Origin of the sequence: Reyranella sp. (assembly GCF_965279465.1) — a bacterium.
GTDB lineage: Bacteria > Pseudomonadota > Alphaproteobacteria > Reyranellales > Reyranellaceae > Reyranella.
In genome coordinates this window covers 1,528,227-1,540,563 of record NZ_OZ257242.1, presented here as the reverse complement: position 1 = coordinate 1,540,563, position 12,337 = coordinate 1,528,227, and the positions used below count along the sequence as shown (strand labels likewise).

15 protein-coding genes are annotated in these 12,337 nt (G+C 67.0%); 3 read left to right on the top strand and 12 right to left on the bottom strand.

What is annotated here, in order from left to right; genetic code table 11:
• Window positions 1–5: 5 nt before the first annotated feature.
• The 5 genes from ACQY8M_RS07450 to ACQY8M_RS07430 all read right to left on the bottom strand — a co-directional run bounded on the left by ACQY8M_RS07450 (window position 6) and on the right by ACQY8M_RS07430 (window position 4,354).
• On the bottom strand, window positions 6–701 hold the full coding sequence (locus tag ACQY8M_RS07450; RefSeq protein WP_428670412.1) for a rhomboid family intramembrane serine protease: 696 nt from the start codon (window positions 699–701) through the stop codon (window positions 6–8).
• 9 nt (window positions 702–710) lie between these two features.
• A complete protein-coding gene (locus ACQY8M_RS07445; RefSeq protein WP_428670410.1) occupies window positions 711–971 on the bottom strand; it encodes a hypothetical protein in 261 nt (86 codons plus the stop codon).
• On the bottom strand, window positions 968–2,383 hold the full coding sequence (locus ACQY8M_RS07440) for a radical SAM protein (protein WP_428670408.1): 1,416 nt from the start codon (window positions 2,381–2,383) through the stop codon (window positions 968–970). Before ACQY8M_RS07440 ends, ACQY8M_RS07445 begins: the two co-directional genes overlap by 4 nt.
• Window positions 2,384–2,390: 7 nt before the next feature.
• Window positions 2,391–2,993 (bottom strand): prolipoprotein diacylglyceryl transferase family protein, encoded by a 603-nt coding sequence (locus tag ACQY8M_RS07435; protein WP_428670406.1) that lies wholly within the window; start codon window positions 2,991–2,993, stop codon window positions 2,391–2,393.
• Window positions 2,994–3,097: 104 nt separating this feature from the next.
• Window positions 3,098–4,354: an argininosuccinate synthase gene (locus ACQY8M_RS07430; protein WP_428670404.1), complete on the bottom strand. Its 1,257-nt coding sequence runs from the start codon at window positions 4,352–4,354 to the stop codon at window positions 3,098–3,100.
• An 85-nt stretch (window positions 4,355–4,439) separates the two neighbouring features.
• Here ACQY8M_RS07430 and ACQY8M_RS07425 point away from each other — a divergent pair, with 85 nt between their 5' ends.
• Entirely contained in the window at window positions 4,440–5,468 is a 1,029-nt protein-coding gene (locus ACQY8M_RS07425; protein WP_428670402.1) for a class I SAM-dependent methyltransferase, read from the top strand.
• On the opposite strand, the gene ACQY8M_RS07420 is transcribed toward ACQY8M_RS07425, so the two are convergent.
• Genes ACQY8M_RS07420 through ACQY8M_RS07400 form a run of 5 tightly spaced genes read right to left on the bottom strand, consistent with a single transcriptional unit; the run spans window position 5,469 to window position 8,443 of the window.
• The gene (locus tag ACQY8M_RS07420; RefSeq protein WP_428670400.1) at window positions 5,469–5,861 is read right to left on the bottom strand and encodes a type II toxin-antitoxin system VapC family toxin; all 393 of its coding nucleotides are present in this window, start codon (window positions 5,859–5,861) and stop codon (window positions 5,469–5,471) included.
• Window positions 5,842–6,105 (bottom strand): AbrB/MazE/SpoVT family DNA-binding domain-containing protein, encoded by a 264-nt coding sequence (locus ACQY8M_RS07415; RefSeq protein ID WP_428670398.1) that lies wholly within the window; start codon window positions 6,103–6,105, stop codon window positions 5,842–5,844. Before ACQY8M_RS07415 ends, ACQY8M_RS07420 begins: the two co-directional genes overlap by 20 nt.
• Before the next feature lie 31 nt (window positions 6,106–6,136).
• On the bottom strand, window positions 6,137–7,294 hold the full coding sequence (gene rlmN, locus ACQY8M_RS07410) for a 23S rRNA (adenine(2503)-C(2))-methyltransferase RlmN (protein WP_428670396.1): 1,158 nt from the start codon (window positions 7,292–7,294) through the stop codon (window positions 6,137–6,139).
• 34 nt (window positions 7,295–7,328) lie between these two features.
• On the bottom strand, window positions 7,329–7,886 hold the full coding sequence (locus ACQY8M_RS07405; RefSeq protein WP_428670394.1) for a DUF2585 family protein: 558 nt from the start codon (window positions 7,884–7,886) through the stop codon (window positions 7,329–7,331).
• The gene (locus ACQY8M_RS07400; protein WP_428670392.1) at window positions 7,883–8,443 is read right to left on the bottom strand and encodes an RNA methyltransferase; all 561 of its coding nucleotides are present in this window, start codon (window positions 8,441–8,443) and stop codon (window positions 7,883–7,885) included. The genes ACQY8M_RS07405 and ACQY8M_RS07400 overlap by 4 nt, the downstream gene beginning before the upstream one ends.
• Window positions 8,444–8,475: 32 nt before the next feature.
• Between ACQY8M_RS07400 and ACQY8M_RS07395 the strand changes: the two genes are divergently transcribed.
• Both ACQY8M_RS07395 and ACQY8M_RS07390 read left to right on the top strand, forming a co-directional pair.
• On the top strand, window positions 8,476–9,726 hold the full coding sequence (locus tag ACQY8M_RS07395) for a class I SAM-dependent methyltransferase (RefSeq protein WP_428670390.1): 1,251 nt from the start codon (window positions 8,476–8,478) through the stop codon (window positions 9,724–9,726).
• 7 nt (window positions 9,727–9,733) lie between these two features.
• Window positions 9,734–10,675: a hypothetical protein gene (locus tag ACQY8M_RS07390; protein ID WP_428670388.1), complete on the top strand. Its 942-nt coding sequence runs from the start codon at window positions 9,734–9,736 to the stop codon at window positions 10,673–10,675.
• A gap of 43 nt (window positions 10,676–10,718) precedes the next feature.
• Here the strand turns inward: ACQY8M_RS07390 and ACQY8M_RS07385 are convergent, their stop codons facing one another.
• Window positions 10,719–11,948: an RNA polymerase sigma factor gene (locus tag ACQY8M_RS07385; protein WP_428670386.1), complete on the bottom strand. Its 1,230-nt coding sequence runs from the start codon at window positions 11,946–11,948 to the stop codon at window positions 10,719–10,721.
• Between the two features lie 2 nt (window positions 11,949–11,950).
• A complete protein-coding gene (locus ACQY8M_RS07380; protein WP_428670384.1) occupies window positions 11,951–12,331 on the bottom strand; it encodes a YciI family protein in 381 nt (126 codons plus the stop codon).
• Between the last annotated feature and the right edge of the window lie 6 nt (window positions 12,332–12,337).

Genomic DNA, 12,337 nt, shown 5'->3' with positions numbered 1-12,337 from the left:
GCCGTCTAGCCCGTGCCATCGGCCGGCGGCGGTTGCGAAGGCGCGGCGAGCGCCGCGGGGACGAACAGCCGGAGCGCGACCAGGCCATAGACGAAGCCGCCGATATGGGCGGTCCAGGCGACCGGTTCGCCGCCACTGCCGGGCGTGCCACCGAAGATGCCGAAGAAGACGTTGAGCGCGATCCAGATGCCCGCGACCGGCAGCAGCGACGGCATTCGCCCCGCTTGCCACAGCGCCATCAGCACGCCGCCGAACACGCCGCTGATCGAGCCCGACGCCCCAATCACCGGATCGACCGAGTCCGAGTAGAAGAGCACGTGGATGAAGCCCGCCACGACACCTGCCGACAGGTAGAACAGCACGAAGCGGCGCACGCCCAGCAGTCGTTCCACCGGTGCGCCGAACGCCGCCAGCGTGATCATGTTGACGCCGAGATGGATCCAACCGCCGTGCAGGAACTGGTAGGTGATCGGCGCCAGCAGCAGCGACCACCACGGGCCGCCCGGGTCGCCGGTATAGTTCGCCGGCACCAGGCCGAGCTGCGTCACCAGCTGCTGGTCGACCGATTCGCTCAACGCCTGGCGCAGCAGATGCACCGCCACGTTGATCAGGATCAGCCATAGCAGCGCGGGCGGCAGGTTGATCGCCCGCTCATGGGCGCCGCGTCCCGGGCCTGAGCGTCTCACGTCGTCGAAGGGCATGCGAGAGACTTAGCGCTTCAGGCGACGCGTGCCCAGCCAGAGAAACACTGCACCCAGGATGAAGGTCGGCGAGCCGCAGGCGATCGCCAGGCCTCCCATATCGCCGAACGGATTGCCCTCGGTCACTGCCAGCACGCAGCCCAAGGTCAACACCAGCGCGATGCTGCCCGAGATCGCGAAGAACCAGCCCAGCCCGCGGCTTTTCGGCGGATCGGGCGGCAGCAGCGGATTCGGCGGCGGCGGCGGTGGCGCTTGCGACGGATCGGTCACCGCCTGAGCTCCGCCGCGAGCCGCGCGTTTCCGGCGGCGCCCGCGCGATAAAAGGTGTTGTAGGTGTCGAACGGCACGATCCTGCCCTCGGGCGTGACGAAATGGACGCAGGAACGCTTGACGTTGCCGAGGCAGAAATTGAAGCGGTCGAGGAATTCCACGATCGTGATGCGGAAGACGTTCTCGTAGCCCGAACCCTGCGGCATCGGCACCTCGGGCAGGCAGCAGAGCAGCGAGCCCAGCCGCTCCGACGTGTTGGTGTCGGCGGTCGAGAGCGACAGCAGATCGACGAAGCGCTGGCGCAATTCGGGATACTTCTCGAACGAGATGGCGTTCGGGATGCTGGGCAGCAGCGCTTCGCGCGGCACCAGCGAGGTGAGCGGGATCACCTTCTCGCCGTCACGCAAGCCGTAGCCGATCGAGATCGAGGCCGGATTGCACGGCAGCGGGATCATGTCGCCGTCGGCGAACACGCCCGAGTCCTCGACGATGCGGCGGCGGATCTCGCTCAGCACGATGCGGTTGGACGACGGATCGAAGCCGTCGTTGCGGCCGGCATCCTGCACCGGCTGGAAGGTGACGCCACGCACGCATTTGTAGGTGAGCGCATGACGCACGATGGCGCCGATCTCGGCGTCGTTGACTCCGCGCTTCACGGTGCAGACCAGCGTCGTCGAGATGTTGCGCGCCTCGAGCGCCGCCAGCGCCTCGCGCCGGATGCGCGAGAGGGCAGCGCCGCGGATGTTCTTCAGTGCCGCGTCGTTCAGCGAATCGAATTGCAGATAAACCTCGAAGCCCGGCTTGAATGCCGCCAGCGCGTCGACGAAGGCCGGGTCCTCGGCGATGCGGATGCCGTTGGTGTTCAGCATGATGTGCCGGATCGGTCGCCGCCGCGCGGCTTCGATGATCGGCAGGATCTCGGGATGGATGGTCGGCTCGCCGCCCGAGATCTGCACCAGGTCGGGCTCGCCCTCGCTCGCGACGAGGGCGTCGAACATGCGCTCGACCTCGGCCAGGCTGCGATGGATTGCGCGCCGCGGCGAGGAGTCCGCAAAGCACACCGGGCAGGCGAGATTGCAGGCCTCGTTGATCTCGACGATCGCCACGCAGCTATGCTGCTCGTGGTCGGGACAGAGCCCGCAGTCCCACGGGCAGCCGCGCTCGGTGCGCGTGCCAGGCGCCAGCGGCCGGTCGCCGGGCTTCAGGTACTCAAGCGTGCGGCGCCAATAGACCGGGTCGTCCGACACCAGCGTCTTCATCACGCCGTGCTCGGTGCAGCGCTTCGAATAATAGATGCGGCCGTTCTCCTCGACGATTTTGGCCGGCACCAGCCCGAGGCAGGTCTCGCAAAGGGAAGTCGTCTGGCCGATGAAGAGATATGGCGCAGCCTTGCGCGCAACGCCGTCGTACATGCCCCTCCTACCGAGCCGGGTTCCTCCGGATCATGACGCCAGCGTACAGGACGAGGCCGAGGCACACAAAATGGAACAGGTTGAAAGGTCCGACGAGGGTCTTATAGGGCTTGAAGAACTCCCACGCGAAGCGCTGCAGCCCATACCAGCCGGCGACGAGATAGAATCCGTTGGCGAGCCAGAAGCGATCGCCATGCGCGATCTTGCGCAGCAGCAGGACGTACATCCCCGCCATCGCCAGCGCCTCGTATAGCTGCACCGGATGGCGACGGATGCCGTCGCCGAAATCGATACCCCAGGGCAGGCCGGTCGGCGTGCCGTAGGTGTAATCGTCAAGGCCGGCGAAGAAGCAGCCGAGGCGGCCGACCGCGACCGTCGCGGCAAAAGGAGCTGCGAAGGCGATGCCGGTCGAGCCGGTGATGCCGGTCATCCGCTTGAACGCTTCGATCGAGGCGATCGCGCCGGCGAGCCCCCCGACCATCGAGAAGCCGAGCGCATGCACGCCGCTCAGCCAGGTGTTGAAGGTGCCGAGGAACATCGCGCCGCACAGCGCGCCAGAGCCCGCCGCGATCGCATAGGCGCCGGGATGGGCGACCCGGTTGGCGGGCAACGCCGCCGCCGGCAACCGCCGGCGGCTCGAGAACCAGAACGTCGCGACCGAGGCAAGCCAGGCCGCGACGTCGAAAAGGCTATGGATATAGGGGAGGCCGAAGCTCAGCTCTTGGGGCCGCCCTGCCCCAGGCCGCGCAACCGCAGGCGCAGCGCATTCAGCTTGATGAAGCCTTCCGCGTCGCGCTGGTTGTAGGCGCCCTGGTCGTCCTCGAAGGTGACGTGCTGCATCGAGTAGAGCGACTTGGGCGACTTGCGGCCGACCACCGTGGTGTTGCCCTTGTAGAGCTTGAGCCGCACGGTGCCTGACACGTTCTCCTGACTTTTATCTATGGCCGCCTGGAGCATCTCGCGCTCGGGCGAGTACCAGAAGCCGTAGTAAACCAGCTCGGCGTATTTGGGCATCAGCTCGTCCTTGAGATGCCCCGCGCCGCGGTCGAGCGTGATCGATTCGATGCCACGATGGGCAGCGTACAGGATCGTGCCGCCGGGCGTCTCGTAGATGCCGCGGCTCTTCATGCCGACGAAGCGGTTCTCGACGAGGTCGAGACGGCCGATGCCGTTGGCCTTGCCGAGCTCGTTCAGCCTGGTCAGCAGCGTCGCGGGCGACATCGCCACGCCGTCGATCCCGACCGCGTCGCCCTTCTCGAAATCGACCGTGATGTAGGTCGCCTTATCGGGGGCCGCCTCGGGCGAGATGGTGCGCTGGTAGACCATCTCGTCGGCCTCTTCCCAGGGATCTTCCAGGATCTTGCCCTCGCTCGAGGAGTGCAGGAGGTTGGCGTCGACCGAGAACGGCGCCTCGCCGCGCTTGTCCTTGGCGATCGGGATCTGATGGGTCTCAGCGAACTCGATCAGCTTGGTGCGCGACGTCAGCTCCCATTCGCGCCACGGCGCGATCACCTTCACGTCGGGTTTCAGGGCATAGTAGGTGAGCTCGAAACGGACCTGGTCGTTGCCCTTGCCGGTCGCGCCGTGCGCCACCGCATCGGCGCCAACCTGCTTGGCGATCTCGATCTGGCGCTTGGCGATCAGAGGCCGGGCGATCGAGGTGCCGAGCAGATACTGCCCTTCATACAGCGCATTGGCGCGAAACATCGGGAAGACGAAGTCGCGCACGAACTCCTCGCGCACGTCTTCCATGAAGATGTTCTCGGGCTTGATGCCCAGCATCTCGGCCTTCTTGCGGGCCGGCGACAATTCCTCTCCCTGGCCGAGATCGGCAGTGAAAGTCACCACCTCGCAGCCATAGGCCGTCTGCAGCCACTTCAGGATGACGGAGGTGTCGAGACCGCCGGAATAGGCCAGCACGACCTTCTTGATATCGCCCCTTTTGTAGGGCCCGGTATAAGTGACGCTCATGGCTGCCTCGGCGGCGTTGGAAAGCGCGGGACTATAGCCACCGGCTTTCTAGGGGCAAGCGCGCTATACTAATGTCGAGGAACAGATGGTTTCAGCCCTGGATCGTCTCAGCTATGCCGCCCGCCAGACTGCGCGGGTCGCTTGGTATGCTGGCCATTACGTGGCCGGACGCCGGCTCCTGAAGCCGATGCCCAAGCCGGATTTCGCCGTCGGCCCGACGCCGACACGGGCCGAGCTGACCGCCGACATGCGCGCCGTCTTTACCCGCGAATGGCGCGACATCGAGGCCGGCCTGTTTCCCGCGCCGCGCCCGCTGGGGGCCGAACCGGGCGAGTTCCTGCGCCGCAGCCTGCGTTATTTCCGCGACCTGCCGCAGGTCGACGCCCGCCGCCACGGCCAGCTCGACGACGAGATGCCGCCCGGCCAGCAGGGCGACGGCCTGCCGGACTACTACCGCCAGAACTTCCACTTCCAGAGCGATGGCTGGCTCAGTGAGCATTCGGCCGCGATCTACGACACCCAGGTCGAGGTGCTGTTCACCGGCGCCGCCGACGTGATGCGCCGCCGTGCCATGAAGCCGATCGCCGAGTGGATGGCCGGCCGCAACCAGCGGGACCTGCGTGGCCTTGATGTCGGCTGCGGCACCGGCCGGCTGCTTGCCTTCCTGCACGATGCGTGGCCCGGCCTGCGCCTGACCGGCCTCGACCTCAGCCCGCCCTATCTGGCCGAAGCCCGCCGCCTGATCGGCCGCACCGCGCGGGTAAAGCTCATTGAAGGCGCCGCCGAAGCGCTGCCGTTCGACGATTCGAGCCTCGACCTCGTCGTCTCGTCTTTCCTGATGCACGAGCTGCCGCCCGACATTCGGTCCGCCGCCCTCAATGAGATGGCCCGCGTCGTGAGGCCCGATGGCCTGGTCGTGATCGTCGATTCGATCCAGAAGGGCGACCAGCCGACTTGGGACGGCCTGCTCGACCTCTTCCCCCACTATTTCCACGAGCCGTATTATGCGGACTACGTCGGCGGGAGCCTGGAGAAAGGGGCTGCGGAAGTGGACCTATCCCCCATCGCGACCGAGCGTGCCTTCCTGTCGAAAGTCGCGGCGTTCACGAAGTAGTCAGGGCGCCATCACTGGCGGCTTTGTCTGGAATTTTGTCGCGCGACGACGCAAGGCTTGGTCGAAAGTGACGAACCAATCGGCATGGCCGCTTGACGCAAGATGAACCGCGTCGGCGAAATCCATACCTTGGCTGAACCAGTCGACCGCCCGCAAGACAGCCGGCGCATCCTCGACCTCGACGTTCGCCGTGTCCAAAATCGTCTGTATTGCCGACGCGATCACGGCTCTGGATTCTCCGTAGGCGCCGCGCATCACCCATTCGAACTCGACAATGACGCTCTTCGGGACGAAGATAGAATCGGTCGCAAGCGCCCGGCGTGCGGCGCCGACCTGCTCCGCGTCGTCCTGAGCGAACAGGCGGACGACGAGATTAGTATCGACCGCGCGCATGTCGCCGCCGAACTTCCTCCACGATCGCGGCATCCATTTCCTCGATCGTGCGGCGCGGCCCTTTGTATTTGACGATACCGGCCCAGTCGTCGATCGTAAGCTTCTTCTTCTCTTCAACCCGCTTGAGCAGGACGCCGTCCGGCCGATCCTCGACGATCAGCCGCGTGCCGCCTGTCCAGGCATGCCTGTCGCGAATCGCTTTGGGCAGGACGACTTGCCCCTTCGTGGATACCTTAGTTTCCATCACGCCATCTTACCGGTAAGACGCCCACCGGTCAAACGCGCGCCCGCGCCTCGATATCGCGCACCCGCTCGCCCTTTTGCCGCTCGCTGGCGCTCTTGAGCTGGCCGCAGGCGGCGTGGATGTCGCGGCCGCGGGGGGTGCGGATCGGCGCGCTGAGGCCGCCGTCGTTCACGATCTCGGCGAAGCGATGCATCCGGTTGTTGGAGCTGCATTCGTACGGCGCGCCGGGCCACGGATTGAACGGGATCAGGTTCACCTTGGCGTGGATCGGCTTCAGGATGCGCACCAGCTCGCGCGCGTCGGCGTCGGAATCGTTGACGCCCTTCAGCATGGCGTATTCGAAGGTGATGCGCCGGCTGTTGCGCGCGCCGGGATAGTCGGCGCACGCCGCCAGCAGCTCGGCGATCGGCCACTTCCTGTTGATCGGCACCAGCGTATTGCGGATGTCGTCGTTCACCGCATGCAGCGACACCGCGAGGTTGACGTCGAGCACCTCGCCGACCTTCGGGATCATCGGCACGACGCCCGAGGTCGAGAGCGTGATGCGCCGGCGGCTGAGCGCGATGCCTTGCTCGTCCATCACGATCTTCAGCGCGGCGGCGACATTGTCGAAGTTGTAGAGCGGTTCGCCCATGCCCATCATGACGATGTTGGACAGCATGCGCGTCGTCTCGGTCGGCGTCGGCCACTCGCCGTAACTATCTCGCGCCACCATGAACTGGCCCACGATCTCGGCCGGCAGAAGGTTGCGCACCAACGGCTGCGTGCCGGTGTGGCAGAAGCTGCAGGTCAGGGTGCAGCCGACCTGGCTCGAGATGCAGACCGAGCCGCGATCCTCCTCGGGAATGTTCACCGTCTCGGCCTCGTTGCCGTCGGGGAAGCGCAGCAGCCATTTGCGCGTGCCGTCGACCGATCGCTGCTCGGTGACGATCTGCGGCCGCTCGATCACGAACAGCTCGCCGAGGCGGTCGCGCGTCTTTTTCGCGACATTGGTCATCAGCCCGAAATCGGTCACGCCGTGCCAGTAGATCCACTGCCAAACCTGCTTGGCGCGGAACGCCTCCAATCCGGCCTCAGCCAGCGTCGTCTTCAGCGCGTCGCGCGACAGGCCGACCAGGTTGCGGCGCGTGTCGTTGCGGCCACGGAACGGCTCGAGGATTGACAGGGGTTCATGGGACAGGGCGGACATTAAGGGTTGAGATAGTGCATCGACCCCGCCCCCGCTAGACCCGCTTTTGCCACGCCTCGACGGCCGGGAAGCGATGAATGAAGTTCAGGATGTTGAGGGTCAGGTTGTCGTGGACAATCGCGCCGACCGTGACCTCGGCCAGCAGCGCCAGCGCCACGGTCGCCTGCCAGGGCAGCAGGCGGGCAAGCGCGAAGCCGGTCATCATCGCCACGGTGTCCAGGACCGAGTTCAGGATGCTGTCGCCGGTGTAGCCGGCGGCCAGTGCCTGCTTGCGGTAAGCTTCGATCACCCAGGGCGAGTTCTCGGCGATCTCCCAGGCGACCTCGATGCCGACTGCGACTGCCAGTCGCGCCAGCACCGGAGCACGCGGCAAAAACAGATGCAGAACGCCGTAGAAGATCATGCCGTGGATGACGTGGCTCGGCGTGTACCAGTCGAGGATCTGCTGCGAGAGCTCCGACGAATGGATGTCTCCGACCCAGAAGCGAATGGTACCGCAAGAGCAAATCCAGACCCGGCCGAGGAGGTGCAGCACCAGCACCTGCACCGCGATCAGACCCAGCACGACGCTCCAGCCTGTCCTTGCGATCATGCCTTCCCCTGGGATCGCGCGCGGATACGCTGCTTGCGCTTGTAGATCGGGTCGCCGAACACCGGCAGCGCCATCGCCTCTGTCGGCCCGCCGGGGGCTACCGGACGTGGCGAATGGCGGCCCATGGTCAGCAGCCGGTCGTACATGATAAGCGCCCCTGCGACGCCGAGATTGACGGAAAAGCGGGTCGGAATCTTGACCACGAAATCGCAGCGCGACTGTAAGTCGGCCGACAGGCCCTCCCGTTCCGACCCCAGGATATAGGCCGCCTGGCGCGGATGACGGAACGACGGCAGCTCGATCGCATCGTCGACGATCTCGACTCCGACCAGGCGGCAGCCCAGCGGGAGGCGAAAGTCCTCCAACCCTGCAAAATGATAGGTCGGCACCGATCGCGGCGTGTCCGAGGTATCGGCCTGGCCGCCCTTGCGGCTGTCGTAGTGGGCCCGCACCGTGAACACGAAGGAGGCGTCGAAGGCATGGGCGGTCCGGAACAAGGTGCCAACATTCATGGCCTTGCTCACGCCTTCCACCCCGATGCCGAAATAGCCTTTCATGGTCGGGGAATTTGTAGCATGAACCAAGGCTCATGACCGTTTCCCAGCCGCTGGACGAGGTTCGCGCACAGTACGAGGCGCTGCCCTATCCTCCCCGCGACCCGCGCGATGAGGCGCTGCGGCTGATCACCGGCACGCCGAGCCACATCCTCGAGGTCAATCACTACCTTTTCTCCGGCCGGCTGAACTTCAACCGCCCCTTTCGTGCCCTGGTCGCCGGCGGCGGCACGGGCGATGCCTGCATCATGCTGGCCCAGCAGCTGGTCGACCGGCGCTGCCCGGGCGAAGTCGTCTATATCGACCTGTCGGCCGCCTCGCGGGCGGTGTGCGAGGCACGGGCCAAGGCGCGCGGCCTGCGCAATATCAATTTCATCACCGGCTCTCTGCTCGACCTCCCGACCATGCCCATCGGGCAGTTCGACTATATCGACTGCACCGGCGTGCTGCATCACCTGCCGGATCCGGCGGCAGGCCTGAAAGCCCTGGCTTCGGTGCTGCAGCCTGACGGTGGGGTCGGCGTGATGCTCTACGGCCAGTACGGCCGCACCGGTGTTTATCCGCTGCAGGAGTTGCTGCGCACGCTGGCGCCCAAATCGATGGCGATCGGCGACCGCATCGCCATGGCCAAGCGCCTGATCCGTTTCCTGCCGACCACCAACCTGTTCCGCCGCAATCCCTACCTCAACGACCATGTGACGGCCGGCGACGCGGGCCTCTACGATCTGCTGCTGCACAGCATCGACCGCGCCTATACCGTTCCAGAGATCGCCGCCCTGGCGAGCGACGCCGGCTTGCGGGTCGTCGCCTTCCTCGAGCCGGTGCGCTACGAGCCCGCGACCTACATGAGCGACCCGATCATCGCGCGCCAGGCGAGCGCGCTGCCCCTGATCGAGCGCGCCGCCTTCGCCGAGCGGCTGTCGGGCAACCTGCGCACCCATGTCTTCTACGCAACGCGCGCGGGCTTCGACACGGTGGCGCGGCCGGAGGACACGCAATCGATCCCGGTGCTGCGCGAGATGGATGCGCACAAGCTCGCCGCCGGCCTGCAGCCCGGCGCACCGCTGGTCGCGAACCTCGACGGCTTCCCGTGGCGGGCGCAACTGCCGGCGCTCGCGCCGCGCATCATCTCGCAGATCGACGGACGCAAGTCGGTGGCCGAGATCTACACCGCGCTCGGTGCGCAAGGCGGGCTGCCGCACTGGGAGGATTTCTACGCCCAGTTCGAGGACCTCTACCTGAAGCTGAACGGCGTCAACCACCTGCTGCTGCGCTTCCGCACCTGAGCCGGCCATGGGCGCACCATTGTTGGCGCTCGGCCTCGGCAATTCGCTGCTCTGGTCGCTCTATCTCCTGCTGACCCGCCATGTCGTGAGCGGCGCCCGGCTCGACGCCTGGGCCTATACGCTCGTGCAGCTCCTGGCTGCCGGGCTGGTGCTGCTCTGGGTCGGCCGCCGCGCCGCCGGCAGCTGGGCCGAGCTGCTGGCGCCCTGGACCGTGGGTTACGCCTTCCTGCGCGTCGCCATCAACGGCGCGACAGCCGCGGCGATCATGTACCTGGCGGTAACGCAGAGCACCCTGCTGGCCACGATCAGCGTGTTGATCGGTGCGGCCTCCGGATGGTGGCTGACGCGTCGGGCTCCGCCGCGCCGCGACTGGGCGGGGCTTGTCCTGCTGGCGGCGGGCATCGCGGGCTTCGCAGCCGCACTGACCAGCGAGGCGTGGCGCGGGCTGGTCTGGCTCGGCCTGTCCGAATCGATGGCCGTCGCGGGCTCGTGGTTGATTGCCTACCATCCGCGCAACCGCTCGACCGATCTCGGCGCGCGCAGCCGCTTCACCGGCGAGATCCTGGTGGCTGCGTCGCTGGCGTTGATCCTGGTCTGGTCGATGCTGGGGCTGGCGGGTGTCATGGCCTCGCCCTGGGCGGGTGGAGGCGACGCTTTCGGCAGGATCGAGCTCTGGCTCTGGGGCGCATTGGCCGGCGTGCTGTTCCGGGCACCCGGCACGTGGCTCGGCTTCTGGACCATCAACCACACCGGCGTGCAGACCTACCTGATCGCGCTCACCGCCATGCCGTTCTTCGCCATCGCCCTGGAGGCGAGCGCGGCGTATCTCGGTTGGGTCGCGCCGCCACGCCTGTCGGCGGGCGAACGGGCAGCGGCCGCCATCATCCTGGCCGCTTCGGTTTGGCTGATCGTGGTCCGGATGAAGGCGCCGCGCGCCGCCGATCCATGAGCCGAGCGCCGCTCGAGCTCCCGCTGCGGGACACTACGGGTGTTCAGTCGAGACTAGCCAGCCGCCGCGCCATCAGCCGCCGCTCGGGGTCGGTGCGCGCCAAGGCGTGCGCCTTCTCGAAGTGCCGCCGCGCTTCGGTCCGGCGGCCGAGTCCCGCGAGGAACAGGCCACGGGCGGCCTCGACGTACGGATTGCCGCTCATCGCTGGAAGGATCGCCAGACCGGCGGCCGGGCCCTCGGCGCGCGCGATCGCCACAGCGCGCGCGAGCTCGACCATCGGCGATGGGTCGAGCGCCCGGAGGTGCTCGTAGACCCACGCGATGCGCGGCCAGTCGGTGTCGTCGGCGCTGGGCGCCATGGCATGCAGCGAGGCGATCTCGGCGCGCAAGTGCCAGATCGTCAGCACCTCGCCTCGCGCCGAGCGATCGAGATGGGCAAGGCCCAGCGCGATGAGGCCATGGTCCCACTCGGCACGCGGCTGATCGTCGAGCAGTTGCGCCACGCCATCGGGCCCGACCCGTGTCGGCAGTCGCGCGGCGGTGAGCGCCAGCAACGCGGCCAGCGCGTCACTCGCCGGCCCGGCCGTGATCGGATGTGCTGCCAGCGCGCGGGCGAGCCGCACGGCCTCGACGCAGAACTCAGGTTGCACCAGCGCATCGCCCGAGGAGGCAGAGTAGCCTTCGTTGAACATCAGGTAGAGGGCCGTGCGCACCGACTCGGCGCGTTCGGGCAACGCGTCCGGCGGTGGCGCCTCGATCGCCACGCCGGCCGCTTCGAGCTGCCGGCGCGCCCGCACCAGGCGCTGGGCAATGGTCGCCGGCTCCGAGAGCAGACCCGAGGCGATCTGCGGCACGGTGAGGCCGCAGACGGTCTTGAGCGCAAAGGTCACCCGCATCTCGGGCGACAGGGCGGGATGGCAAACGGCGAACAGCAGCGCCAGCTCGTCATCGTTCAGCTCGCGGTCGAAACGCCCGTCGCCCGCCTCGCTGGCGGGCGCGAGTGGCACCAGTTCTTCCGCGAGCGCAAGGCTCCGAGATTCGGCGCGCAGCAGGTCGAGCGCGCGGTTGCGGGCGACGGTGGAGAGCCACGCTTCGGGCTTCTCGGGGACGCCCTTGAAGGGCCACAGCGACAGCGCCCGCATCAACGCATGCTGGACGGCGTCCTCGGCGACGGCGATACGGCCGGTGCCGAGTCGCCGCGCCAGGGCCGCGACCAGCCGGCTCGCCGAATCGCGGGCCAGCGAATCGACGAGCCGGTGAACACGGTGTTCCAAGCTCAGCTCGCAGCGGCGCGTGCCTGGCTCATATCCTCGATCGGGCGGATCTCGGCCCAGTTGGTCGGCGCCAGGGCAAAGTGCGGGCATTCCCTGGCGATCGCCTCTGCCTCGGCCAGATCCCTGGCGTCGAGAACGAAGTAGCCCCCGATCACGTCCTTGGCCTCGGCATAGGGGCCGTCGCTGGCAACCGGCTTGCCGTCCTTGACCTTGATGTGACGACCGCCGCTCGCCGTCAGCTTCTCTCCTCCGACCATCTTGCCTTGATGACGCAGCTGCTCGGCCCACGCCATGTAGCGCCGGGTCATCTCCATCATCTTCTCGCGCGGCAGGTCCGCATTGTAATTGGGCGCCTGGTGCAGCAGCAGCATATATTGAGCCATGTCGAT